At 70.2% G+C, this 24004-nt stretch carries 20 protein-coding genes and 2 pseudogenes; 16 read left to right on the plus strand and 6 right to left on the minus strand.

Annotated features, from left to right (window positions below; translation table 11 throughout):
- Positions 1-431: 431 nt before the first annotated feature.
- The 4 genes and pseudogenes from ACRRRO_RS05850 to ppdK all read left to right on the plus strand — a co-directional run.
- On the plus strand, positions 432-968 hold the full coding sequence (locus ACRRRO_RS05850) for a hypothetical protein (RefSeq protein WP_434081213.1): 537 nt from the start codon (positions 432-434) through the stop codon (positions 966-968).
- 113 nt (positions 969-1081) lie between these two features.
- Positions 1082-1864, plus strand: a complete 783-nt coding sequence (locus tag ACRRRO_RS05855; RefSeq protein ID WP_434081214.1) for a hypothetical protein — start codon at positions 1082-1084, stop codon at positions 1862-1864.
- Positions 1865-1956: 92 nt separating this feature from the next.
- A pseudogene (locus tag ACRRRO_RS05860) lies at positions 1957-2762 on the plus strand (pyruvate, water dikinase regulatory protein).
- A gap of 108 nt (positions 2763-2870) precedes the next feature.
- Positions 2871-5525: pseudogene (gene ppdK, locus ACRRRO_RS05865) on the plus strand (pyruvate, phosphate dikinase); the annotation flags it as partial.
- On the opposite strand, the gene ACRRRO_RS05870 reads toward ppdK, so the two are convergent.
- Together ACRRRO_RS05870 and ACRRRO_RS05875 are read right to left on the minus strand one after the other, a co-directional pair.
- A complete protein-coding gene (locus tag ACRRRO_RS05870) occupies positions 5515-6300 on the minus strand; it encodes a hypothetical protein (protein ID WP_434081215.1) in 786 nt (261 codons plus the stop codon). The pseudogene ppdK and the gene ACRRRO_RS05870 overlap by 11 nt on opposite strands.
- Positions 6206-6922 carry an iron-containing alcohol dehydrogenase gene (locus tag ACRRRO_RS05875; RefSeq protein ID WP_434081216.1) on the minus strand — a complete coding sequence of 239 codons (717 nt, stop codon included), beginning with the start codon at positions 6920-6922 and terminating at the stop codon, positions 6206-6208. The genes ACRRRO_RS05870 and ACRRRO_RS05875 overlap by 95 nt, the downstream gene beginning before the upstream one ends.
- A 115-nt stretch (positions 6923-7037) precedes the next feature.
- Here ACRRRO_RS05875 and ACRRRO_RS05880 point away from each other — a divergent pair, with 115 nt between their 5' ends.
- Positions 7038-8006, plus strand: a complete 969-nt coding sequence (locus ACRRRO_RS05880; RefSeq protein ID WP_424797395.1) for a PPK2 family polyphosphate kinase — start codon at positions 7038-7040, stop codon at positions 8004-8006.
- 71 nt (positions 8007-8077) lie between these two features.
- Here ACRRRO_RS05880 and ACRRRO_RS05885 read toward each other — a convergent pair whose 3' ends face one another.
- Complete coding sequence (locus tag ACRRRO_RS05885; RefSeq protein ID WP_424797394.1) at positions 8078-8806, minus strand: PIG-L deacetylase family protein; 729 nt, start codon at positions 8804-8806, stop codon at positions 8078-8080.
- A 156-nt stretch (positions 8807-8962) separates the two neighbouring features.
- Here ACRRRO_RS05885 and ACRRRO_RS05890 point away from each other — a divergent pair, with 156 nt between their 5' ends.
- The 9 genes from ACRRRO_RS05890 (at position 8963) to ACRRRO_RS05930 (ending at position 18819) form a co-directional block, all read left to right on the plus strand.
- A complete protein-coding gene (locus ACRRRO_RS05890; RefSeq protein ID WP_424797393.1) occupies positions 8963-9841 on the plus strand; it encodes an ABC transporter substrate-binding protein in 879 nt (292 codons plus the stop codon).
- A 5-nt stretch (positions 9842-9846) separates the two neighbouring features.
- The gene (locus ACRRRO_RS05895) at positions 9847-10689 is read left to right on the plus strand and encodes an amino acid ABC transporter permease (RefSeq protein ID WP_424797392.1); all 843 of its coding nucleotides are present in this window, start codon (positions 9847-9849) and stop codon (positions 10687-10689) included.
- Positions 10686-11462, plus strand: a complete 777-nt coding sequence (locus ACRRRO_RS05900; protein ID WP_424797391.1) for an amino acid ABC transporter ATP-binding protein — start codon at positions 10686-10688, stop codon at positions 11460-11462. The genes ACRRRO_RS05895 and ACRRRO_RS05900 overlap by 4 nt, the downstream gene beginning before the upstream one ends.
- Positions 11463-11517: 55 nt before the next feature.
- A complete protein-coding gene (locus ACRRRO_RS05905; RefSeq protein WP_424797390.1) occupies positions 11518-12606 on the plus strand; it encodes a DUF2332 domain-containing protein in 1089 nt (362 codons plus the stop codon).
- A gap of 495 nt (positions 12607-13101) precedes the next feature.
- A complete protein-coding gene (locus tag ACRRRO_RS05910) occupies positions 13102-14277 on the plus strand; it encodes an RtcB family protein (RefSeq protein WP_424797389.1) in 1176 nt (391 codons plus the stop codon).
- A 109-nt stretch (positions 14278-14386) separates the two neighbouring features.
- Entirely contained in the window at positions 14387-14737 is a 351-nt protein-coding gene (locus ACRRRO_RS05915; RefSeq protein WP_424797388.1) for a class I SAM-dependent methyltransferase, read from the plus strand.
- Positions 14738-14883: 146 nt separating this feature from the next.
- Positions 14884-15750, plus strand: coding sequence for an alpha/beta fold hydrolase (locus ACRRRO_RS05920; protein ID WP_434081217.1), 867 nt, complete (start codon positions 14884-14886; stop codon positions 15748-15750).
- 83 nt (positions 15751-15833) lie between these two features.
- On the plus strand, positions 15834-16820 hold the full coding sequence (locus ACRRRO_RS05925) for an MsnO8 family LLM class oxidoreductase (protein WP_424797386.1): 987 nt from the start codon (positions 15834-15836) through the stop codon (positions 16818-16820).
- Positions 16821-16929: 109 nt separating this feature from the next.
- The gene (locus ACRRRO_RS05930; protein WP_424797385.1) at positions 16930-18819 is read left to right on the plus strand and encodes an NHL domain-containing thioredoxin family protein; all 1890 of its coding nucleotides are present in this window, start codon (positions 16930-16932) and stop codon (positions 18817-18819) included.
- 56 nt (positions 18820-18875) lie between these two features.
- Here the strand turns inward: ACRRRO_RS05930 and ACRRRO_RS05935 are convergent, their stop codons facing one another.
- Together ACRRRO_RS05935 and ACRRRO_RS05940 are read right to left on the minus strand one after the other, a co-directional pair.
- Entirely contained in the window at positions 18876-19910 is a 1035-nt protein-coding gene (locus ACRRRO_RS05935) for an NAD(P)-dependent alcohol dehydrogenase (protein ID WP_424797384.1), read from the minus strand.
- A 127-nt stretch (positions 19911-20037) separates the two neighbouring features.
- The gene (locus ACRRRO_RS05940) at positions 20038-20481 is read right to left on the minus strand and encodes a nitroreductase family deazaflavin-dependent oxidoreductase (protein WP_424797383.1); all 444 of its coding nucleotides are present in this window, start codon (positions 20479-20481) and stop codon (positions 20038-20040) included.
- Here ACRRRO_RS05940 and ACRRRO_RS05945 point away from each other — a divergent pair.
- Positions 20480-22087, plus strand: coding sequence for a stealth family protein (locus ACRRRO_RS05945; RefSeq protein ID WP_424797382.1), 1608 nt, complete (start codon positions 20480-20482; stop codon positions 22085-22087). The genes ACRRRO_RS05940 and ACRRRO_RS05945 overlap by 2 nt on opposite strands.
- Before the next feature lie 26 nt (positions 22088-22113).
- Here ACRRRO_RS05945 and ACRRRO_RS05950 read toward each other — a convergent pair whose 3' ends face one another.
- A complete protein-coding gene (locus ACRRRO_RS05950; RefSeq protein WP_424797381.1) occupies positions 22114-23151 on the minus strand; it encodes an NADP-dependent oxidoreductase in 1038 nt (345 codons plus the stop codon).
- Positions 23152-23233: 82 nt separating this feature from the next.
- Between ACRRRO_RS05950 and ACRRRO_RS05955 the strand changes: the two genes are divergently transcribed.
- Entirely contained in the window at positions 23234-23947 is a 714-nt protein-coding gene (locus ACRRRO_RS05955; protein WP_434081218.1) for a TetR/AcrR family transcriptional regulator, read from the plus strand.
- Positions 23948-24004 lie beyond the last annotated feature (57 nt).

A 24004-nucleotide genomic window follows, 5' to 3' on the forward strand; every position in this document is an offset into this window, starting at 1 on the left:
CCGCACCTCCGGCGCCGGCTGCACCGACGGCACCGGACAGTGACTGATCGCCCCCACCGGCTGGGTCCATCCACAACGGGTGGGCCCGCTCTTCGTTGTCCACACGGCCGGGTGAGGCACGTGCGGCGTCGCCGGTCCGGTTCGTACCGTCGGGCTCTGTCAGGTCCCTCCCTCCGGTGCGGCACGCGCGCTCCCGGAGGACGACGGCGGGAGCAGCCGATGACGAATCCGCACCATCCACCTGGGCCGCCCGGTGGGCACCACCCGGCGGGGCCGCCCGGCGCAGGTCCTCCGTCACGGCCGCCCGGGCCGGGTCCACCGGCCGGCCCGCCCCGCCGGCACCACCGGGTCCACCGTCCGGACCCCGGTCGGCAGCACCGGGCGGGGTACGGCCCGGGGGCGCGGCGCCGCCACCACGGCGACCGCTCACCGTGACCATCGCCGCTGCGTTGATGTGGGTGGCCGGAGCCCTGGGGCTCGGTGTGGGCGTGCTGGCCCTGGCCACCGACGATCTGCTCGTCCGTGAACTGCTGCCGCGGTTCCTCTTCGGCCATCCCCCGCACGGCACCGGAATCAGGATCGTGGAACTCACGCTGTACCTGGCCGCCATGGCGGTGGTGCTGACCCTCGGACTGCTGGCGGTGGCCGCCTACCAGGGGTCGAACGCGTGCCGGTGGGTGCTGGTGGGTCTGCTCGGCTTCTGGTCGCTGCCGACTGTGCTGGCCGGGACCGTCCACCCGCACCCGGTGAGCGTGCTCCTGGGCTTCGGTCCAGCGGTGGTGATCCTGCTGTTCCTACTCCCGCCGGCCTCGGCCTGGTACCGACACCAGACGTCCCCGGCGGCGATGGCGCCGCCACCTGATCGAGACCCAGCGCCGTCCGGGGCGCCGGCCCGGGCCGGCGCCCCCGGGTCGCCCAGCACGACCGGGCCATCCAGCGTCCCCGGGCAGGTAGCCCTCGGGCATTGAAAGTTGCCTGCCGCGCTGCCGAATGAGCCCGGAACCGACCCCGCCGAGATTAGGCTGGCGCAGGAGCACTCCTGACCGGGTGCGGCCGAGAGGACGACGGCGTGGAGGGGACCGTGACGAATCCTTACCCGCAGCAGCACGACGGCGGGCAGTGGACCGGCGGGCCCGCCCAGAACCCGTCCGCCCAACCCGACGCAGCGGCACCGGGTTACGGGCACCCCGGCCACCGGGGCGGTTACGGCGACGCCGCACAGAGCCGGCCGCCCGGTGCTCACCCCGCCTACGGCCAGTCCCCACACAGTCAGCCGGGCACCCACCCCGCCTACGGCCAACCGGGCTATGCCCAGCCCGGCACGCAACCGGCACCAGCTCAGTACCCCTACGCCCCGCCCGGCCATGAGGGCATGCCCACCACCGCTGACCATCCCCCGGGCCCACCGCCGCGCCGCCCGGTCACCGTGCTGCTGGGCTCGATCCTGGTGTGGCTGGCCTGCGCCGCCTCCCTGGTCGCGGGGATCGGGGTGCTGGTGGTCCGGGACCGGGCCGCGGACCTGCTGGTCTCGCTGCCGTTCATGATCCCGGAGTTCCACGCCGGCTTCTCGATCCTGATCAGCCTCATCGGCGCCTTCGCCATCGCGATGGGCCTGGTCTTCGGCGCGTTGACCGTCGGCGCCTTCCGCGGCTCCAACGGGGCCCGCTGGGTGCTGATGATCCTGATCGGCCTGGCCGCGCTGGGCGCCCTGCCGGCCGTGGTGGAGGTGCCCACCATGGAGGGCGCGCTGGCCGTGCTCATCCCGGCCCTCGTCGTCGTTCTTTTCCTGGTACCCCCGGCACCGCAGTGGTACCGGTATCGCAGCAACGAGGAGGCCGCGCGGGCAGGACAGACCATCCGTTGAACCGTTCCACTCCGCGATAGGCCCCGCCCGGGTGAGGTTCTGGCCGTACTGTGAGGCCCATGGTCAGCGAGGTGCCGATCGCGATCCACGTGATGGCCGATTCGACCGGGGACACCGCCGCGCGTGTGGCCCGGGCCACGCGTGTGCAGTACGAGGACTTCGACACCCGGATCGTGCGCCACCCGCGCATCCGCACCTCCGCGGTGCTGCGGGCAGCGTTCCGCGACATCACCGGTTCGGAGGAGGACGTGGTGGTCTTCTCCACCCTCGTCGACGACGGGCTGCGCAGTCTGCTGGATGACCTGTGCGATGAGCACCGGATCTCCCACGTGGACCTGCTGCTGCCGGCGATGCAGGCGATGGAGCGGGTCACCGGGACCGCACCCCGGCGCAAGATCCGCCCGGTGGGCATAGACGCCGACTACTTCAAGAAGATCCAGGCGATGGAGTTCGCGATCGCCCTGGACGACGGCCGCGCCCCGAGTCCCTGACCGAGGCCGACATCGTGCTCGTGGGCGTCTCGCGCACCGGCAAGACCCCGCTGTCGATGTACCTGGGTTACCTGGGCTACAAGACCGCGAACATCCCGCTGGTGGCCGGGGTGCCACCGCCGCAGGAGTTGTTCACGGTGACGCCCTGGCACGTGGTGGGGCTGAGCATCGACCCCGAACGACTGCTGCACATCCGCCAGCGCCGGCTGCGCACGATGGGCGCCTCCGGGGTGAACGAGGGGTACTCGGATCTGGTGGCGATCTACGACGAACTCGACCACGCCAAGGCGATCCAGCGGCGCCTGGGCTGCCCGGTGGTGGACACCACCGAGTTGGCGCTGGAAGAAGCCGCGGTGCGGGTGATCGAACTCGTGGAGAACCGGCGTCGGGCCCTGACGGGCAGTTGAGCAGGAGGAACAGATGACCAACCAGAACCAGCCGGGCGCAACCGGGATCAAAGCCGCCTCCCGGGCGGGCGAGTCGGTCAGGGCAGCGCCGACGACGACGCAACCCGCTACGTCTACGACCTCGCCGAGGGCGGGGCGCACCTGAAGGAGTTGCTCGGCGGCAAGGGCGCCAACGCCTCGGAGATGCTCAACCTGGGCATCCCGGTGCCGGACGGGTTCACCGTCACCACCACCGCCTGCGTGGCCGCCACCCGCGCCGGCGGACGGTGGCCCGATGGCCTGGCCGAGCAGATCCGCACCTCGCTGGCGGACCTGGAGGAACGCACCGGCCGCACCCTGGGCGGGTCGGAGCGCCCGTTGCTGGTGTCGGTGCGTTCCGGGGCGGTGGTGTCGATGCCGGGGATGATGGACACCATCCTGAATCTGGGGATCTCCGATGACACGGTGGAAGCCCTGGGCGCCGAGGCCGATGACCCGCGGTTCGCCTGGGACTCCTACCGCCGGTTCCTGCAGATGTACGGCGAGGTGGTCGAGGGGGTGCCGGCCCATGCCTACGAGGACGCCCTCAGCGCGATGAAGCGCGACCGGGGCGTGCACAACGACACCGATCTGACCGCCGCGGACCTGCGCGAGTTGGTGCAGACGTTCAAGGGGGTCTCGGCCGAGTACATCGGCACCGACCTACCCACCGACCCGCACACCCAGCTCGAACGGGCAATCGAGGCGGTGTTCGCCTCCTGGCAGAACCCGCGCGCCGGGGTGTACCGCAAGGCGCACCGGATCCCCGACGACCTGGGCACCGCCGTGAACGTGATGCAGATGGTGTTCGGCAACCGCGGCGACACCTCCGCCACCGGGGTGTGCTTCACCCGCAACCCCTCCACCGGCGCCAAGGAGCTCTACGGGGAGTTCCTGCTGAACGCCCAGGGGGAGGACGTGGTCGCCGGGATCCGTACACCGCTCCCGCTGGCGCAGATGGAGGAGGTGCTGCCCGAGGCGTTCGCCCAGTTGGTGGAGACGATGAACCGCCTGGAGGTCCACTACGGCGACATGCAGGACATCGAGTTCACCGTGGAGGAAGGATCCTTGTACCTGCTGCAGACCCGCAGCGGTAAGCGCACCGCGGCAGCGGCGCTCAAAGTGGTCCGGGACCTGGAGGCCGACGGCGTGATCGACCGCGCCGAGGCGCTGCGCCGCATCGAACCGGCCCACCTGGACCAGCTGCTGCACCCGGCGATCGACCCCGGCGCCCACCGCGAGGTGCTCACCCGCGGGCTGAACGCCTCCCCCGGGGCGGCCGTGGGCCAGATCGTGTTCGACTCCGATGTGGCCGAGCAGCGCGGCAAGGCCGGCACCCCGGTGGTGCTGGTGCGCTGGGAGACCACCCCCGACGACATCGCCGGCACCCTGGCCGCACAAGGTGTGCTCACCGCGCACGGGGGGATGACTTCCCACGCGGCGGTGGTGGCCCGTGGGATGGGTAAACCGTGCGTGGCCGGGGCCGGGCAGATCCGCATCGACACCGACGCCGGCACCCTGGCCGTGGGGGACGTGGTGCTGCACGAAGGTGATCTGATCACCCTGGACGGGTCCACCGGTGAGGTCTTCGCCGGGGCGCTGGACCTGGTGCCACCGCAGTTGGGTGAGGACTTCGCAACGATCGTGGGCTGGGCCGATGAGATCCGGACGTTGGGGGTGCGCGCCAACGCCGACACCGGTGCCGACGCGACCAAGGCCCGGGAGTTCGGCGCCGAGGGCATCGGGTTGTGCCGCACCGAGCACATGTTCATGGCTGAGGACCGCCTGCCCGCGGTGCGGGCGATGATCCTGGCCGCCGATGATTCCGAGCGTGCGCAGGCGCTGGAGGCGTTGCTGCCGATGCAGCAGGACGACTTCACCGAGATCCTCTCGGCGATGTCCCACCTGCCGGTCACGATCCGGTTGCTGGACCCGCCGCTGCACGAGTTCCTGCCGGATCTGGTCACCCAGGCCCTGACCGTCCAGCGTCTGGAACTGAGCGGCGATGGCAACGCCGCCGAGCTGGCCCGGGCCAGACGGCTGCTGGGGCAGGTGCGCTCGCTCACGGAGATGAACCCGATGCTGGGCACCCGCGGGGTGCGCCTGGCACTGCTGTACCCCGAGATCGCCCGGATGCAGGTGCGCGCCATCGTGCGTGCCGCCCTGGCCGTGCGGGCGGGCGGCGGGGAGCCGGTGGTGGAGATCATGGTGCCGCTGGTGGCCTTCGCCGAGGAGTTGCGCCGGATGCGCGCGATCGTCACCGAGACGGTGGCGGAGGAACTCTCCGCCGCCGGGGCGGACTTGGACATCAGCGTGGGCACCATGATCGAACTGCCGCGGGCGGCGGTGACCGCCGATGAGATCGCCGAGCACGCCGACTTCTTCTCCTTCGGCACCAACGACCTGACCCAGACCGGGATCGGCATCTCCCGTGATGACGCCGAGGGCTCCTTCCTGGCGGCCTACGAGGAAGGCGGGATCGTGCCGGAGAACCCGTTCGCCACGATCGACGCCGACGGCGTGGGCGAGCTCGTGCGCATCGGTGCCACCAAGGGCAGGGCCGCCAAGGCGGGGCTGAAGCTGGGGGTGTGCGGTGAGCACGGTGGGGACCCGGCCTCGATCGACCTGTTCAACCGGATCGGGCTGGACTACGTCTCCTGCTCCCCCTACCGGGTGCCCATCGCCCGTTTCGCCGCCGCCCAGGCCGTTCTGGCCGCCCAGGAGGCTGACGCGGTCAGTTCGTGATCTCCCCGGGCCCCCGCCACGGTTGGGAGCCCCAGAAACCGCCGGGGGCGAACAGTTCGGCGACGCACTCCTCCAGCAGGTTCGCCTCCAGCAGCACATCAAGCAGGGTGTAGCGGCTGCGGATCATCTGCGCGCGCACATAGGTGGCCCGGAACCGGGCCTCCTCCACCCCGATCTGGCTCGGATGGGTGATCGCGCCGACCGTCGCCAGGCGGTGCTGGATGTCGGCGGCTGGCAGCAGTTGGGCCCGCAGGCGCTGGGCGAGCCCGGGCCACAGGTCCCGCAGGCGCTCCAGTCGAGCCCGCAGTTCCGGCGCCGCCAGGTACTTCAGGCGCGACTGTTCCACGGCCGCCTCGGTGACCTCCGGCGGCAGCGCGGCCCCGCGCACCCGCGCCTCCATCTGTTCCCAGGTCGGCCAGGCCGCCACGGCCGCCTCGACGTCCAAGGTCGCCAGATCCCGGTTCAGGGCCACCTCGTACAGCGCGCACAGGGAGATGGTGCCCAGCCCCACCTTCATCCCGTGGGAGAGCGGCGGCTCCTCATCGAGGCCGAGCCCTTCCATCTCCCACAGGTGGGAGAACTGGTGTCCGGCGCCGGAGGCCGGCCGGGAGGACTGGTGGGCCTGCATCGCCAGGCCGGACATCAACAACCCCTCCGAGAGCCCCCTGATCGCTCCCGCGTCACCGGCGGCGATCAGTTCCGGGTGCGCGATCGAGTCCCGCAGCGGGTCCTGCACCAGGTGCCATACGTCGTCGTCGATCGCCTCGATGCCCAAGGCATCCGCCAGGATCCAGTCCCCACCGGCCGGGATCTCTCTCCACCAGGTCGCCCACGCCGGTGGCGGTCAGCCGGCCCGGGGCAGCGGCGAGAAGTCCGTAATCGGCCACGATCGCCGCCGGCGCCGGGCAGTACCGGGTGATCTTGAAACCGCCCTTGGTGATGGAGGCGCCGTAGGCGGCATAGCCGTCCATCGAGGCGGCGGTGGCCACCGCCAGGTACTCCCGCTCCAGTTCCCACGCGGCCAGTTTGACCAGGTCGTTCAGGGTGCCCGAACCGATCACCACCGGCACGCCGTCCCGGGCCCGCAGGTGCTCCCGGATCCGTTCGACGTTGTCGTAGGAGGCGTACACCGTGGGCACGGCCGGGAAGATGAGCGGCTCGCCCAGTCCCACCCCGGCCTGGCGAAGCGCGGCACCGACCTGCTCCCCGGCCACAGCCCAGGTGTTCCCGTCGGCGATCAGTTGCGCCGATGGCAACCCGGTGGGTGTGCCGAAAGCCTCGGCGAACACCGAACCGGTGCGTCCCAGCACGTCCGTGCCCGCGGTCAGGACCCGGGTGTCGGTCGCTGCGGCCAATGCGGCCTGGAGCACGTCTGCGGACGCGCGATCCTCAGTCATCTGGGCCTCTCTGTCGGGGCAGGTGAGCCTGCCGGAGCGGGTCACCCGAGGGTATGGCGCGCGCGTAGCGGCGCCGCGCGCTAGCGTACCGAGCCAGCCCCGACGAAGGATCGCCATGCCACCGAAGAACCGTTGGACCGAGCACCCCCGCACCCTGCTGCGCCCCGGTGAGGACTTCTCCCTGGCCGACCTGGACCACCGCTCAACCCCGGGCTGGTCGGGGAGGAAGCGGCACGCGCGCGAGTTCATGGCGCATCGCGGCGGGCTGCTCTCAGAGTTGCAGGAGCGACTGTACGCCCACGGCCGCAGCGGTGGGGAGAAGTCGGTGCTGTTGGTGATCCAGGGCATGGACACCTCCGGGAAAGGTGGCATAGCCCGGCACGTGATCGGGATGGTCGATCCCCAGGGCGTGACGCTGCGCGCCTTCGGCAGGCCCACGCAGGAGGAACTGGATCACCACTTCCTGTGGCGGATCCGTCGGGCCCTGCCGGCCGGCGGTCAGATCGGGGTGTTCGACCGATCCCACTACGAGGACGTCCTCATCGCTCGCGTGGACGGCCTGGTGGAGGAGGCGGTCTGGCAGAAGCGGTACGAGGAGATCAACCGGTTCGAGAAGGAGGTCGCCGAGTCCGGCACCACCATCGTCAAGGTCGCGCTGATGATCTCCCATGAGCAGCAGGGCCTGCGGCTGATGAAGCGGCTGCACCGCACCGACAAGTACTGGAAGTTCGACCCCGCCGACGTCGACGCGCGCCGCCAGTGGGAGGACTACCGCGACGCCTACGCCGACGTGTTCGCCCGCACCCACACCGAGGTCGCGCCCTGGCACGTGATCCCGGCCGACCGGAAGTGGTACGCCCGGCTGGCCGTCACCGAACTGCTCACCCAGGCCCTGATCGACCTCGACCTGGCCTGGCCCACGCCCCGGTGGAAGGTGGCGACCCAGAAGCGACGGCTGGCCGAGACGATGAGCGAGGAGACGCTGGCGGAGGCCAGGGCCGCGGCCAAGGATGCGAAGAAGAAGGTGCGTAGGCAGGAGCAGGCCTTCGCCGCAGCCGTCGCCGAGGCCGACAAGTACCGCTGAGCTCCGCCCGCTGGTGGGGGGCTCCGCGACACCCCTCGCAGGATCGACTACTGCGCAACGGTCATCGCCGCTTACGGCTCCAGGACCTCCAGCCCGGCACCGAAGGCCACACCCATCCGCTCTCCGGTGGCCCGGGCGTTCTGCTGGATCATCGCGGGGAAGTCGAAGTCCCCACCCAGCCCCTCCAGGTAGGCGCGATGCGCACGCAGGGAGGCGTCGCCGTCGTCCATCGTGTCGCTGACGTCCACACCATGGTTCTCCTGCGGTGATCCGGGCAGCCACACCTGGCGTACCCCGTCCCAGGGTTGCAGGCCGCCCTCGCTGACCTGGTCGGGAAAGACCCAGCGGTTCCCGGCGTCGCGCACGGCGTCCAGGGTGGCCTGACCGGTGGCGATGTGGTCGGCCTGGTTCAGTCCGCCGCCCATCCAGGATTCGCGGAAGTTGTTGGTGATGACGATCTGGGGGCGGTGCCGGCGGATCTGGTGGGCGATGCGCCGGCGCAGGTGCAGGCCGTACTCCAGGACACCGTCCGGTTCGCGTAGGAAGACCACGTCGGCCACACCCACGATCCGGCAGGCCTCGACCTGTTCGGCCTCCCGCAACGGCCCGGCCTCCCCGGGTTCGATACCGTCGATGCCGGCCTCCCCGGAGGTCACCATGCAGTAGGTGATCTGTTTGCCCTGGCCGGTCCAGCGGGCCACGGCGGCGGCGAAGCCGAACTCCATGTCATCGGGGTGGGCGACGACGGCGAGTGCGCGGTCCCAGTCCTCGGTGACGTGCGGCAGGGGTGGGGTGGACATCGTTCCTCCAGTGCAGTCGACCATCGGGCGACTGTGCGCCACGCTATCGCGCCGGTTCGCGACCGCGTCGTCGCGCCATCACCAGGTTCTGCCGTCCTATACTCAACCTCACCCCCCAGGCACCTGAGCGCTTCACCATCCGACGGAGGAAAGACGATGCGCAACACCGCACAGATTCACGGAAGGCCCTGGTTGAAGGGCCTCGCACTCGTCTCCGCCGCGACCCTGGCACTGACCGCCTGCGGCGGCAACGGCGATGACGGCGACGGAGCTGACGCCGAATCCGAGGTCGACGCCGACGTGAGTGTCGACGCCGAGGTCCAGACCCTCAACGAAGGCACCCTGCAGGTCTGCTCCGACGTGCCCTACCCGCCGTTCGAGTACTACGACGCCGACGGAAACGTCGTCGGCTTCGACATCGACATCGCCTCTGCCATCGCCGACGGCCTGGGCCTGGACCTGGAGATCATCGAATCCTCCTGGGACGGTCTGGAGTCCGGTGTGGCCCTGAACGCCCAGGACTGCGACCTGACGATCTCCGGGATGACGATCACCGAGGATCGCAGCGGGAACATGCTCTTCAGTGACCCCTACCTGGACGACAACCTGGGGCTGCTGGCCACCGAGGGCTCCGGCATCGAAAGCGTCGATGACCTGGAAGGGGTCTCGGTCGGCGTTCAGGCCGCCACCACTGGTGATGTCTACGCCAGCGAGGAACTGGGTCTGGACGTGGTGCAGTACGAGGATTCGGGGCTGATGCTCCAGGGACTGCAGGCCGGCCAGGTGGAGGCCCTGATCGGCAACATCTCCATCCTCGGGTACCAGGCCGGTGAGGATCCGCAGTACGTGTTCGTGGAGGAGATCGACACCGGGGAGCAGCTCGGCGTCGCGGCCCAACTGGACAACACCGAACTCATCGACGCGGTCAACGAGGTCCTCGCGGAACTGAGGTCCAGTGGCGGCCTGGATGAGATCGAGGAGGCCTGGTTCCACTCCGAGACTCCTGAAGAGGGCGACACCGGGGACGACAGCTAAGCCCCATGGCCCTGTCGAACCGTCAGCGTCGCAGGATCAGCCTGGGGATCCAGTCCCTGCTGTTCGTCGTCGTGGTGGTGACCCTGCTGGTCCTCATCGACTGGGGTGCCGTTCAGCAGAGTTTCTTCAACTTCGAGCGGATCAGCTCCATGTTCCCCGGGGTGATCACCACCGGTCTGGTCAACACGGTGCAGTACACGTTCTTCGGGTTCGTCTTCGGGCTGCTCGCGGGCACGCTGCTGGCGCTGATGCGCATGGCCAGTTTCCCGGTCTATCGCTGGCTGGCCACTGGGTATATCGAGTTCTTCCGCGGCATCCCCGCGATCCTGGTGTTCATCGCGCTGGGATTCGGGGCCAGCCTGGCGTTCGGGCTCAACCTGACCACCCTGCAGACCGCGGCCACCGCCCTGGCGATCGTGGGCAGCGCCTACATCGCCGAGACCATCCGCGCCGGCCTGCAGGCAGTGCCCAAGGGGCAGGTGGAAGCCGCTCGGGCGCTGGGCATGCCGGCCTGGCGGGCGATGATCACCATCCAGATTCCCCAGGCTTTCCGGATCGTGCTGCCCCCGCTGACGAACGAGGCGATCCTGCTGACCAAGGACTCCTCGCTGATCTACGTGGTGGGGATGGCCGGTTCCGCGGCGGAGTTGACCAAGATGGGCCGTGACGGCATCACCATGTACCAGGCAGGCATGACGCCGCTGGTGGTGGCCGGAGCGTGCTACCTGATCATCACGGTGCCGCTGGCGCTGCTCGCCCGTCGGATGGAGAGCCGGGGCTCGGGCAAACCCGCCCGGCGGCGCAAGAAACCCATCACGACCACGCCGGCGACCCAGGGAGTGCCATGAGCAAGCAGGCGAGCGCGCCGGCCGAGCAGTACTCCGGGGTCACCATCTCCGGCCTGTACAAGTCCTTCGGCGACAACGAGGTCCTCAAGGGCGTGAGCCTCACCGTCGACCCCGGGGAGGTGGTCTGCCTGATCGGGGCCTCCGGGTCGGGCAAGTCGACCCTGCTCCGGTGTGTGAACCGGTTGGAGGACCCCGATTCCGGCCGGATCACCGTGGGCCGGTTCGATGCCACTGACCTGGACGTGAACCTCGATGCGATGCGCCGGCGGATCGGGATGGTCTTCCAGCAGTTCAACCTGTTTCCGCACCTGAGCGTGCTGGAGAACTGCACGATCACTCCCCGCCGGGTGCTCAAGCTCTCCCGGGAGGCCGCTGAGACCGAGGCGATGCACCAGTTGGACCTGGTGGGCCTGAAGGACCTGGCGCAGCGGCGGCCATCGCAACTCTCCGGCGGTCAGCAGCAGCGGGTGGCGATCGCCCGGGCCCTGACCATGAAACCGGAACTGATGCTCTTCGATGAACCGACCTCCGCGCTGGACCCCGAGACCGTGGGCGATGTGCTCTCGACCATGCGGGACCTGGCCGAGGCCGGGATGACCATGCTCGTGGTCACCCATGAGATGGGCTTCGCCAGGGAGGTCGCCGACCGGGTGGTCTTCCTGGACGACGGCGTGGTGGTGGAGGAGGGACCGGCCGCCAAGGTGATCGGCGACCCGCAGATGCCGCGCACCCGCGACTTCCTGCGCCGGGTGCTCAACCCCCTGGCCGGCTGAGCGCAGGTCAGTAAGGACTTGCCCACCAGCGGCTGGTCCCGGGCAGGATGGCCCGATGGATCCATCTATTCATCTGGGCCGGCGCCCCCTCGCCGAGGGCTACCGATTGTTCGCCGAGCAGGAAGCACGGGGGGTCTCGGCGGTCTACACGGACTGGGCGCACGCGGTCGCCCAGGACAGGGAGGTGCTGGACCTTCTTTCCGCGCTGCCCGGGGGTAAGCGCCAGCCGAACCTGGTCTTCGCCGCGGCCCGCTGGCACGGGGCGGATGAGTCCTATGCCTCCTTCCGGGGGACGGTGCTGCGGCGCTGGGATCAGGTCCGCTCCACCATCATGACCAGGGCGACGCAGACGAACGAGGCCGCTCGCTGCGCCACCCTGCTCCCGTTCCTGGCCGAACTTCCCCAACCGTTGGCTCTGATCGAGGTCGGTGCCGCCGCCGGACTATGCCTACTGCCGGACCACTACTCCTACGCCTACGACGACGACACCAGCCTCGACCCTGACGCCGGCCCCTCTTCGGTGGTGATCGAGGCTCGCCTGGGTGCCGGTGTGCCCGCCCCAGCGATGCCGCAGGTCGCCTGGCGTGCCGGAATCGACCTGAACCCGATCGATGCCACCGACCCCGACGCCCGGGCGTGGCTGGAGACCCTCATCTGGCCCGGGCAGCCGGTCCGGCGCCGGCGGTTGCGGGCCGCGTTGGACATCGCCGCTCGCGAGCGCCCGCGCCTGGTCGCCGGTGATCTGGGCGAGGCGCTCCCGTCCCTGGCCGCCCAGGCCCCATCGGAGGCCACGCTGGTGGTGTTCCATTCCGCGGTGCTGGCCTATCTGGACACCGACGCACGGGCACAGTTCGTGGACACGGTCGGGGGTCTTCCCGGGCACTGGATCAGCAACGAGGGCGCCTCGGTGCTCGCCCCGGTCCTGCCGTCCGCCACGCTGGATGGCTCCACGCTGGGTGCCTCCGAGCAGGGTGGCTCACCGCCGGCTGCCTCCACGCGGGGCGCCCCCGCACCGGGCGCCGGACCCGGGGCCGGGGCCGGGGCCGGGGCCGGGGCCGACAACGGCCAGTTCCTGCTAACCGTCGACGGCATCCCCCGGGCGCGCACCAACCCGCACGGCAGCGCGGTGCACGGCCTCCACTGACCCCACTCCCCTCACCACACCCGCCCAGGACGAGCCCCGCGGCCAAGACGCCAAGGCTCCCGTCACCACACCCGCCCAGGACGAGCCCTGTGGCCAAGATGCCAAGGCTCCCGTCACCACACCCGCCCAGGGCGAGCCCCCCGGCCGAGGGCGAGCCTTCTACCGCTCGTCCTGGGCCGCCAAGATCGCCCTCGACCATCCGCCGGCGCTGGGCGGCGGCCCTGGGCGAGCATCCGCAGCCCAGGGGCTCCCGTCGCCACATCCGCCGAGGACGAGCCCCGCGGCCGAGGACGATACGTCTACCACTCGTCCTCGGCCACAAGGATCGCCCTCGGCGCTTGCCGAGCGGCCACCGCGGCGTGAGGGCGCCCTCCGGAGCGCGGCGCGGGCGCTCGGGGCGGGAGGGCGCGGGCGCGCGGGGCGGGTGCGGGGCGGGAGGCGGGTGCGGGGCGGGCGGGGGTGCTGGGCCCGGGCGGACCTGAGATGGTGGCGCGCATGAAGCAGATCAGCGAGAAGCTGTACTCCTGGGCCTCGATCATCGACGAGCACGCGCTCGCACAGGCCGAGCTGACGGCCGCGCTGCCCTTCGTCACCCCACACGTGGCGCTGATGCCGGATGCGCATGTGGGGATGGGCGCCACCGTCGGTTCGGTCATCCCCACCCAGGGGGCGGTGATCCCCGCGGCGGTCGGCGTGGACATCGGGTGCGGGATGGTGGCGGTGCGCACCCAGTTCTCCGCCGAGCGGTTGCGCGCCGCCGGCCGGCCGCTGTCGCACCTGCGGGAGCGGATCGAACGGGCCGTTCCGCTCAGCCCGGGCCGGTACAACCGCAAGGTGCAGGAGGCAACGGCACCGAAGGTCACCCAGTTGGAGGAACTGGCCGCAGCCGAGAACGTGACGCCGGAGGAGTTCGCGAAGAACTGGCGGTTGCAGTTGGGGTCGTTGGGTGGGGGTAACCACTTCATCGAGGTCACCGTCGACGAGACCGGCGCGGTGTGGACGTTCCTGCACTCGGGCAGCCGCGGGGTGGGGAACAAGATCGCCCAGCGCTACATCAAGCAGGCCCAGAAGTACGCCACCAAGCGAGACCCTGATCTACCCGATGCCAACCTGGCACACCTGGCCGTGACCGACTTCCACTACGCGGGGTACATGTCCCATCTGCACTGGGCCCAGGAGTTCGCTCGGCTGAACCGGGAGGTGATGATGGACCGGGTGATCGATCAACTCGGGGCGTTCATGGAGGAGGAGGTGCAGCGCCTGGAGGAGGTGAACTGTCACCACAACTACACCGCCACCGAAACCCATTTCGGGCAGGACCTGGTGGTCTCCCGCAAGGGTGCGATCGCCGCGCACGCCGGGACCCGGGGGCTGATCCCCGGTTCGATGGGGACCGCCTCATACGTGGTGACGGGGAAGGGCAACGAGATGTCGCTGTGCTCGGCCCCGCACGGTGCGGGGCGGATGTACTCCCGGCGCAAGGCCCGCCAGACATTCAGCCAGGATGACCTGCGCCGGCGGATGGCCGGTATCGAGTACCGCGACGACGCAGCCTTCATCGATGAGATCCCCGATGCCTACAAGGACATCGACCAGGTGATGGACGATGCCGCGGACCTGGTGGAAGTGGACCACGTGCTGCGCCAGATCATCAACGTCAAGGGGCAGTAGCACGCGGAGGCCGGACCGATCCTTCCCGACAGCAAGCCGGCAGGCCAGAGATCCGGCCGGCCGGAAAACAGGATGCCTGCTCGCGTCCACGCATGAAACGCTCCGGCCCATGGACCCTGCGGACTTCTACTCCGGCATCGTGGTCGACGCCTACGCCCGTTTGAAGTCATCGACTTTTCAGGCCGGGCCGTACCTGAAGTTCGTCAGGACGCACGGCGGACCAGCCCTGGAGGTCGGCTGCGGCGACGGCGAACCGTTGCTTGATCTCTGCGCAGCCGGGCTCGAGGTTGATGGCGTCGACTCCTCCGCCGACATGGTCGAGCGATGTCGCGCAAACGCAGCCAAACGCGGCCTCGCCACCAATGTCTTCCACCAGCGCGTCGACGCCCTCGAACTGAACCGACGCTATTCGTCGATCTACTTTGAACGGTCCGACGTTCAACCTGCTGGCCGACGATGAGACAGCCATGCAGGCCACAGACAATCAGCGCTCTCTGCCCGCGCGCCGGACTGAGAATCGTCGATCTCAGGGACGACGACACGGGCGAAGCAGTTTCCGACGTCTCGCCGTCCTTCACGGCCACGGTGCAACGGCTATAGGAAGGTGTGGCCAGTGATCGACTACCGCAACGACCCCGGTTCATCGGTGAGACCAGATGCGTGGGTGCCACGGGCGGGTCGCAAGTGATCCAGGACAGGGTGGACCTGGCCGATGGCTCATGGTTGACCGTCGACATCCACGGAGACCCGGCCGCACCCGCCCTGATGGTCGTGCCGGGCGTGATGAGCGATGCCCGGGCGTGGCGCCGCATGGCGGGTGCCATCACCGCCTGGCCCGCGGTCGCCGTCGTCAACCGCCGGGGACGACACCCCTCAGGTGACCTTCCCCCCGGTTACTCCCTGGCGACCGAACTCGACGACGTCGCCACGGCGATCGGGGCCATGCCGTCCGTGTCGGCGCTGTTCGGCTGGAGTTACGGGGGGCTGATCACCCTCACGCTGGCAAGCCGCACCAGCGTTCCCCAGGTGATCGCGTACGAACCGGTGGTGCGGCCCTTCGCTGCCCATGCCCTGGGTGACCTCGAGGAGGCGCACCAGGACGCTGACCTGGACCGGACCGTGGAGATCGTCTGCGGCCAGATCTCCGGAATGGATGCCGCCGCCATCGAGGCTCTCCGAAGGAACAGCGCCGTCTGGGAGGCAATGCGCGCGTTGGCACGCCCGGTGTACGCCGAGACGGTGGCCCTGAACGAGTCGCCCCCGCCGGAGGCGTTCGCCCCGTCCGTGCCCGTCGACCTCGTCGTGGGTGGGAACAACCGGGGCCGGGCACCCTATGGGACCTCCTTCGAGCACGTGCAGGTGCTGACCCCGCACGCCGGCGTGCACGAACTCCCCGGACAAGGGCACATGGCGCACCTGGAGGCGCCCGAGACATTGGCGCACCTGCTGGATTCACTGCGCACTCCGGCCTGATCCGCGGTCCGGGCTTACCGGGCAGGCGTCCGGCCCGGCACGGGCGAACCCCATCACACGTCGGTCAACACATAAGGTGAGGCATGAGCGCACTCAAGGTCCCCGTGTCGCTCCTGGATCGCTCCCGCACCCGCGCGGGCGAAGACCACGCCAGCGCGCTGTGGGCCACGGTCGAGCGGGCAAGGCACGTGGAGGACCTGGGCCATCACCGGTTCTGGGTCGCCGAGCACCACGCGGTGCCGGGGATCGCCTCGGGCAGCCCGGCGGTGCTGATCGCTTCCGTGGCTGCCCGGACCGACCGCATCCGGGTGGGTTCGGGTGGGGTGATGCTGCCCAACCACCGCCCGATCCTCGTCGCCGAACAGTTCAAGATGCTCCAGTCGCTGCACCCGGGGCGCATCGATCTGGGCCTGGGCCGCTCGCTGGGGTTCACCGCCCCGGTGCGCCAGGCACTGGGAGTGACCCGCTACCCCCCGGAACAGTTCGAGCAGGACATCGCGGCGCTGCGTGACTTCCTCAGCGGAAACGGACCGGTCACGGCGATGCCGGCCTCACCCGAACCGCCGCCGCTGTTCGTGCTCACCACCGGAAGCGGGCTGGAGGTGGCCGCCCGGGCCGGGCTGCCCGTCGTCGTCGGCGGTCCCGCCCTACGCGAGGAACACGGGGGCCTCGCTACGTACCGCGAGCAGTTCCGCCCCAGCGCGCAGTGCCCGGAGCCGCAGGTGATCATCAGCCTGGACGTGATGGTCGCTGAGACCACCGAGCGCGCCCGGGAGTTGTTGCTGCCGGAGGCATGGGCGATGGCGGATTCACAGACGATCGGTGCGTTCCCGCCCCTGTCACCGGTGGAGGTGGTGCGCGAGCGGGTGCCGACGGCGAAGCAGGCCCGCACGATCGAGCGCACCCTCGGCGGCGCGGTGTACGGCACCGCCGCGCACGTCCAGCAGGAGCTGGCCGCCTTGATCGAGTCCACCGGTGCCGCCGAGGTGCTGGCCTCCACCTCCACATACGACCGGGACGATCTGGCCGGAGCCGACGCCGCGGTGGCGGCCTTGTTCACCGCGGCGTAACCCGAACCAGCGGCAGGGCCGGACCTCCTCGAATCCCTGAAGGATCCACACCACGGGACCCCGCACCCGCCCGTAGCCCAGCCCCTCGCCGATCGGCGACACTGGACCGATGTCCTCCACCGAACGCCTCCCGAAGGTTCGCGCCAGCGAACTCACCGGCCGCGGCTGGCTGAACACCGGCGGCACCGACCTGCCCCTGCACAACCTGCGCGGCAAGATCGTGCTGCTGGACTTCTGGACCTTCTGCTGCATCAACTGCCTGCACGTGATCGATGAACTGCGCGAACTCGAGGAGGACTTCGCCGACGTCCTGGTCACCATCGGGGTGCACTCCCCCAAGTTCGTCCACGAGGCCGACCCCGACGCCCTGGCCGCCGCGATCGAGCGGTACGACGTGGCCCACCCGGTGCTCGACGACCCGGAGTTGGGCACCTGGAAGGCCTACACCGCGCGCGCCTGGCCCACCCTGGTGCTGATCGACCCCGAGGGCTACATCGTGGCCCACATGGCCGGCGAGGGGCACGCCCCGAACCTGCGCGCCCTGATCGAGGGCCTGATCAGCGAGCACGAAGCCGCCGGCACCCTGCACCGCGGAGATGGCCCCTACGTGCCACCCGAGCCCAGCACCGAACTACTGAAGTTCCCCGCCAAGGCGATCCGCCTGCCCAGCGGCAACCTGCTCATCGCCGACGCCGGACACCACCGCCTGGTCGAAACCGAGGCCGACGGCGAAACCCTGGTTCGCGTCTTCGGGTCCGGCGAGCGCGGACGCACCGACGGCGAAAGTGCTGTCGCGCAGTTCAGCGAACCCAACGGGCTGTGCCTGCTCCCGTCGCACGTCGCGACGCAGGTGGGTTACGACGTGGTCGTCGCCGATACGGTCAACCACCTGCTGCGCGGGGTGCACCTGGACTCGGGCAACGTCACCACGATCGCCGGCACCGGGGGCCAGTTCATGCTCGGCGCCCCGGACAACGTACTGCCCGACCCTGATGACCCCACCCCCGCCACCGCCGACTACGGCCCGGCACGGCGCATCAAACTCTCCTCCCCCTGGGATGTGGCCTGGTCCGAGGCTGCCGGCGCGGTGGTGATCGCGATGGCCGGGCACCACACCGTGTGGACGTTCGAACCCGGCGACGGGTACCTGACCCGCCTGGGCGGCACCATGAACGAGGGCCTGGTGGACGGCCCGCTCCGCCAGGCCTGGTTCGCCCAGCCCTCCGGGCTCGGCACGGACGACGGCGGGCGGATCTGGCTGGCCGACGCCGAGACCTCCGCGGTGCGCCGGCTCGACGTGGGTGCCGGGGAGGTGCACACCGCGATCGGGCAGGGCCTGTTCGAATTCGGCCACCGCGACGGACCGGCCGGCCAGGCGCTGTTGCAGCATCCGCTGGGCGTGGCCGTGCTGCCCGATGGGCGGGTGGCGATCGCCGACACCTACAACGGGGCGGTGCGCGTGTTCGACCCGGACACCGAGCAGGTAGGCACCCTGGCCACCGGCCTCGCCGAGCCGTCCGGGCTGCTACCGACCGACGACGGCGCCGCCGTGATCGTGGTGGAGTCGGCCGCGCATCGACTCACCCGAGTGGATCTCGGGCAGTCGGTAGGGCACGCCGACCAGCACCAGGGCGCGGCCTACCGGACGCAGCGCGAGGTCACCGAGGTGGGACCCCAGGTGCGGCTGCAGGTGCGGTTCACCGCCCCGCCGGGACGAAAGTTGGATGACCGGTTCGGCCCCTCCACCCAGTTGGAGGTCTCGGCCAACTCCGGGGCGCTGGTGGATGGTGCCGGTACCGGCACCATGTTGCACCGGGACCTGACCCTGGCCGAGGGCACCGAGGGAGCGGTGTTGTCGGTGACGGCCAAGGCCGCATCCTGTGATGACGACCCGGCCGTGCTCGCCCCCGCCTGCCACCTGGCGGCACAGGACTGGGGCATCCCGGTGCGGGTGGTGCCGGACGGCCCCTCGGAACTGGTGCTGCACCTGGCCGGCTGACGGCTATCGCCCACCAACCGGCCAGGTGCCTATGCGGACCCCCGACGCGTGCCCGCTCAGGGCACGATCACCGCACGTCCGCGCAGGGTCCCTGCGTCGAGCTTCTCGTACGCCCTGGGCGCATCGTCCAGGGAGAACACCTCGGTCTCCACCGTGACCGCCCCGGCCCGGGCCAGGTCCAGCACCTCGAACAGTTCGCTGCGGTAGCCCCAGTAGGGGGCGCGCACCGTGGACTCATAGGGTCGGTCAAGGAAACCGACCGGGAGCGTCCCGTTACCCACCCCGACCATCACCTGGTCACCTTCCATGGCGATCATCTTCGCCCCGAGGTCCATGGTGGGCTGCACCCCGACGAAGTCGAACACCGCCGTCGCCCCGCGCCCCCCGGTCAGGGTGCGCACCTGCTCCACGGCGTCGTCGTTGGACAGGAAGGTGTGGTGTGCCCCCACGTCGCGGGCCAGTTGCAGTTTGTCCTCGGCGATGTCCAGGGCCACCACCGTGGCGGAGGTCAGGGCCCGCAGGATCTGGATGCCCACGTGCCCCAGCCCGCCGGCGCCGATCGCGACCGCGGTCGATCCGGGGGTGAGTTTGCCCAGGGACTCCTTGATCGCGTGATACGGCGTCAGCCCGGCGTCGGTCAGGGCGACGTTCGCCACCGGATCCAGGTCACCCAGCGGCACCAGGTGGCGGGCGTTGTTGACGATCATGTACTCGGCCATCGCACCGGGGGAGCCCAGGCCCGGCGGAGCGATTCCCAGTTCGACGGCCCGCTGGCAGTAGTTCTCCTTGCCCTGGGCGCAGGTGTAGCAGTGTCCGCACCCCCACGGCCCGTACACGGCCATCGCGGCCCCGAGTTCCACACCGGTGACACCGTCACCGAGTTTGTCCACGATCCCGGCCCCCTCGTGTCCCAGGGTCAGCGGCAGACCGTAGATGTAGGCCTCCTCGGGCAGGCTCATCACGAACGCATCGGAGTGGCACACGCCCGCGGCGGTGACCTTCAGGCGCACCTGCCCGGGCCCCGCTTCAGGGGTGTCGATCTCCACGACCTCCGGGGCAGCCCCGATCGTGCGGTATTGCAGCGCCTTCATCTGACATCCTCTCGTCCCAGCCGGCGGCCCTCACCGGCTCCATCTCCAGGGTGGCAGGCAGGCGTGCCGCCCGCACGGGCCATTGGTCCCCCTTCGGAGGAGAGCGGGCGAACGAGGACGCCGGCGCCTACTGGTCCTCGAGGCGTTCCAGCACGAACACCGGGATCTCCCGGTCGGTCTTGTCCTGGTACTCCGCATACGGGGGGAAGGTGGTCACGGCACGGTCCCACCACTGTTGCTTCTCCGCGCCGGTGAGTTCACGTGCGTGCATGTCCCACGTGTGCGCCCCGTCCTGCAGTTGTACATGCGGGTGAGTCTTGAGGTTGTAGTACCAGAGCGGGTGGGTGGGAGCACCGCCCATCGAGGCGACCACCGCGTAGGCGCCCTCGTGCTCAACCCGCATCAGGGGGATCTTGCGGACCTTGCCGGACTTGGCGCCGCGGCTGGTCAGGATGATCACCGGCACCCCGCCCAGGGTGCCGCCCTCGGCGCCGCCGGTGCGCTCATACACCTCGACGTGCTCGCGCACGCGTTCGCGGGGACTGGGGACGTACTCTCCGTCAAGTGGCATGGGTTCTGTCTACACCACATCGCCCATACCGCTCAGCTGGGCGCAGGTGCAGGCACACGGGACCGACGCCTCGCCACCGTGCGCCCACATCCTGCAGGTGCTGCGGATCGCCGGGGTACCCAACACCGTGGCACCGGCCGGGGCAGGCGGGGCCGTCGTCGTCGTCCGTAGCAGTGACCTGACACCGGCATGCACCGCCCTCGCCCTGGGCCTGGACAGCACGTGGCGCGTGGTCGACCTGGATGCCGAGCCGCTCGAGTCACGCGGCCGCCGGGTCACCTCGACCCGACTCACCAGAGCCGCGCGCGGCAACGATGGGTTCCGGTTGTACCGTGACCAGCCCAGCGCGGCAGGGGCCCTGGTGGGTGCGCAAGTGGGCGTGGACGTGCAGGTGTGGACGCACGTGCAGCCAGGTGACGTCGGCCAGCCTCCGGGGGAGAGCGAGGCCGCTGTGGTGTCCCCGCGCCGGCAGCATTGGACCTCACGGTTGAACCCGGCCCAGTGGCAGCAGGCAGTGGCGCGCGGGGCGCTGGAGGTAGGTCGGGAGCCGCACGTGTTCGCGGTGGTCCGGCCCATCGACGTGGTCTACACCTGGGTGGACGGCTCGGACCCGCAGTGGAACACCGAGCGCATGGCCGCGCTCGGGCTGCCGGTGGCCGAGCAGGCGCAAGAGGCGGCCACGCACGCGGCCCGGTTCCGTTCCCATGATGAGTTGCGCTACTCCTTGCGCTCCCTGGAGATGTTCGCCCCGTGGGTGCGCCGGGTGCACATCGTCACCGCCGGGCACGCACCGGCCTGGCTCGATACCGACCACCCGAGGATTCGCGTGGTGGACCACCGGGAGATCTTCACCGACCCCGACGTGCTGCCGGTGTTCAACTCCCACGCGATCGAGTCGCAACTGCACCACATCTCCGGCCTAGCCGAGCAGTACCTGTACCTGAACGACGACGTGTTCTTCGGCCGCCCGGTGGACCCGGACGCGTTCTTCCACGCCAACGGGCTTGCGAAGTTCTTCATGGCCTCCGCACTCATCGACGCCCAGGAGCACCAAGCCGATGACGTACCGGTGATGAGCGCGGCGAAGAACAACCGGGCGTTGATCGCCGAGGTGTTCGGGCGCCGGGTGACCCACCTGTTCCAGCACACCCCGCACCCCCAACTGCGCTCCGTGCTGGAACTGATGGAGGCCGAGCACCCGGGGATGTTCGCCCAAGTGGCCGCCTCCAGGTTCCGCCACCCCGATGACCTGTCGATCTCCTCATCGCTGCACCACAACTACGCCTACGCCCTGGGCAGGGCGGTCCCCGGGCGGCTCGCCTACCTGTACCTGGACCTGGCGCACCCGCGGGCCGCACGCCGGTTCCGGGCACTGTTGCGCGACCGGCAGTTCGATGTGTTCTGCCTGAACGACTCACCCGGCGTCGGTGAGGAGGGGAGCGGCCCGTTGCTGCGCGAGTTCCTCCAGCAGTACTTCCCGCTACCCAGTTCCTTCGAGTTGCCCGCGGCGGACCCCGGCCACCACGCGCACACGGCCTCGGCGGTGCGCTACGCCGCGAACCACACCGACCAGCCCGGTCACGGCCGGCTCACGTCCTCGCCCTGAGGTCGACGGGGGTGCTGAGCAGGCCTCTACCCGCCGAGACGCACGAGAAGCTTGCCGGTATTGGCACCGCGGAACAGGCTCAGGAACGCCGCCGGAGCGTTCTCCAGCCCCTCCACCACAGTGTTCTCGGCGCGCAGGGAACCGTCGGCCAACCACCCCGTGGCTCGTTCGACGTATTCGCTGGTGCGGTCCGCGTGGTCGCTGACGATCATCCCGCGCAGGCTCAACCGCCGCGGAAGGGTGCGGTAGAAGTTGGCCGGGCCCCGGGCCGGGCCGGTGGAGTTGTACCCGCTGATCGCACCCACGATCGCGACGCGTCCGTTCCGGCGCAGGGCGCCGAGCGCCGCCTCGAGGTGCTCACCACCGACGAGGTCGATGTAGACGTCGATGCCCTCGGGTGCGAGGGTGGCGAGTTGGCCCGCGACGTCTCCGGCGGTGTAGTCGATCGCGGCGTCGAAGCCGAAGTCCGCAACCGCCCGGGCGACCTTGGCAGCCCCGCCGGCGGAGCCGATCACCCGCGAGGCCCCCAGGAGGCGGGCGAGTTGGCCCGCGACGCTGCCCACCGCGCCTGCCGCCGCGGAAATGAAGACCACGTCACCTTCCTCAACCGGCGCGGTGTCGGTAAGCGCAACATAGGCCGTCAGGCCGGTCATGCCGAGGACGCCCAGGTAGTGCTCGGGCGGGGCCACCGAGGTGTCCACGGGGGTGAGGGAGACCGCGTCCAGCACGGCGTGGGAGCGCCATCCGGCAAGGTGGGACACGGTCGAACCCACCGGCACATCGGCCGCGTTCGAGGCCACCACCTCCCCGATCGCACCACCATCCAGCGGAGCACCCAGCGCGAACGGGGCGATGTAGGACTCGGTGTCATCCATCCGGCCCCGCATGTACGGATCGACCGACATCCAGGTGTTGCGCACCAGGACCTGCCCGGGCCCGGGCGTGGGGATCTCGACGTCGACGAGGTCGAAATTCTCGGCGGTCGGCTCCCCGGCGGGGCGGGAGCGCAGGCGCACCTCCTGTCCGCGGCGCACCTCCTGGTCGGATGTGGTGTGGGTAGGCATCGAGCGTTCTCCTTGACCTTAGCGAAACTTACCTGTGGTAAGTTACCACAGGTAAGTTGTCCGGAGCGATCGAGGAGGGGCGATGACCGAGCCCGCTGTGACAACCCCGCGTCGTCGGCTGCCGAAGTCGGAGCGGCGCGCCCAACTGCTGGAGGTGGCGCGTGAGTTCATCCGGGAGGCGGGCACCGATGAACTGACGCTCGGTCGCCTCGCCGAGCGGGCCGGGGTGACCAAGCCGTTGGTGTATGACCACTTCGGTGACCGGGCCGGGGTGCTCGCGGAGTTGTATCGGGAGTTCGAGGCCCGCCAGCGCCAGGCACTCGCGGCGGCGCTCGATGAGGCCGACCCCCAACTGGCGGCGGTGGCGGGTCTGGTGGCGGGCGCCTACATCGATTGCTGCCTGGCGGAGGGACGCGAACTGGTCGACGTCGTCGCCGCGCTTGCGGGCTCGACCGGCCTGAGTGAACTGCGCCAGGAAGCCGAGGAGGAGTACCTCGCGATGTGCCGCGAGGCCCTGGAGCCGTTCACCGGTCCGTTGGACGCCGCGGTCCTGCAAGCGATCATCGGTGCCGGTGACTCCTTGGTCCGCGGCGCGCTCGAGGACAAGGTCAGTCCCGATCGCGCCCGCCGCGTCCTCACCCGGGTCATCCTCGCCGTCACCGACCACGATCCGGCGGCGGCAGTGATGACGATCAGTCACCCGGGTCAACCCGGCACTGCGCTGTGGCTGTACGCCCATCCCCGCCGCGGGTCCGGCCGCACCGATCTGGGCATCCACCTCGCCCCGATCGCCTAGCTGGCAGGCAGACGCCGAGGCCCCGAGAAACTCCTGGGCCTGCGCATCCTCCCTCCC

It is taken from the genome of Sanguibacter sp. Z1732 (genome assembly GCF_051020515.1).
GTDB lineage: Bacteria > Actinomycetota > Actinomycetes > Actinomycetales > Beutenbergiaceae > CALKWS01.

Bases quoted from the DNA above. Each gene is read 5' to 3' on its own strand.
- ACRRRO_RS05875 (WP_434081216.1), bottom strand. From the start codon at position 6,922: ATGACTGAGGATCGCGCGTCCGCAGACGTGCTCCAGGCCGCATTGGCC.
- ACRRRO_RS05880 (WP_424797395.1), top strand. From the start codon at position 7,038: ATGCCACCGAAGAACCGTTGGACCGAGCACCCCCGCACCCTGCTGCGC.
- ACRRRO_RS05885 (WP_424797394.1), bottom strand. From the start codon at position 8,806: ATGTCCACCCCACCCCTGCCGCACGTCACCGAGGACTGGGACCGCGCA.
- ACRRRO_RS05890 (WP_424797393.1), top strand. From the start codon at position 8,963: ATGCGCAACACCGCACAGATTCACGGAAGGCCCTGGTTGAAGGGCCTC.
- ACRRRO_RS05895 (WP_424797392.1), top strand. From the start codon at position 9,847: ATGGCCCTGTCGAACCGTCAGCGTCGCAGGATCAGCCTGGGGATCCAG.
- ACRRRO_RS05900 (WP_424797391.1), top strand. From the start codon at position 10,686: ATGAGCAAGCAGGCGAGCGCGCCGGCCGAGCAGTACTCCGGGGTCACC.
- ACRRRO_RS05905 (WP_424797390.1), top strand. From the start codon at position 11,518: ATGGATCCATCTATTCATCTGGGCCGGCGCCCCCTCGCCGAGGGCTAC.
- ACRRRO_RS05910 (WP_424797389.1), top strand. From the start codon at position 13,102: ATGAAGCAGATCAGCGAGAAGCTGTACTCCTGGGCCTCGATCATCGAC.
- ACRRRO_RS05915 (WP_424797388.1), top strand. From the start codon at position 14,387: ATGGACCCTGCGGACTTCTACTCCGGCATCGTGGTCGACGCCTACGCC.
- ACRRRO_RS05925 (WP_424797386.1), top strand. From the start codon at position 15,834: ATGAGCGCACTCAAGGTCCCCGTGTCGCTCCTGGATCGCTCCCGCACC.
- ACRRRO_RS05930 (WP_424797385.1), top strand. From the start codon at position 16,930: ATGTCCTCCACCGAACGCCTCCCGAAGGTTCGCGCCAGCGAACTCACC.
- ACRRRO_RS05935 (WP_424797384.1), bottom strand. From the start codon at position 19,910: ATGAAGGCGCTGCAATACCGCACGATCGGGGCTGCCCCGGAGGTCGTG.
- ACRRRO_RS05945 (WP_424797382.1), top strand. From the start codon at position 20,480: ATGGGTTCTGTCTACACCACATCGCCCATACCGCTCAGCTGGGCGCAG.
- ACRRRO_RS05940 (WP_424797383.1), bottom strand. From the start codon at position 20,481: ATGCCACTTGACGGAGAGTACGTCCCCAGTCCCCGCGAACGCGTGCGC.
- ACRRRO_RS05950 (WP_424797381.1), bottom strand. From the start codon at position 23,151: ATGCCTACCCACACCACATCCGACCAGGAGGTGCGCCGCGGACAGGAG.
- ACRRRO_RS05955 (WP_434081218.1), top strand. From the start codon at position 23,234: ATGACCGAGCCCGCTGTGACAACCCCGCGTCGTCGGCTGCCGAAGTCG.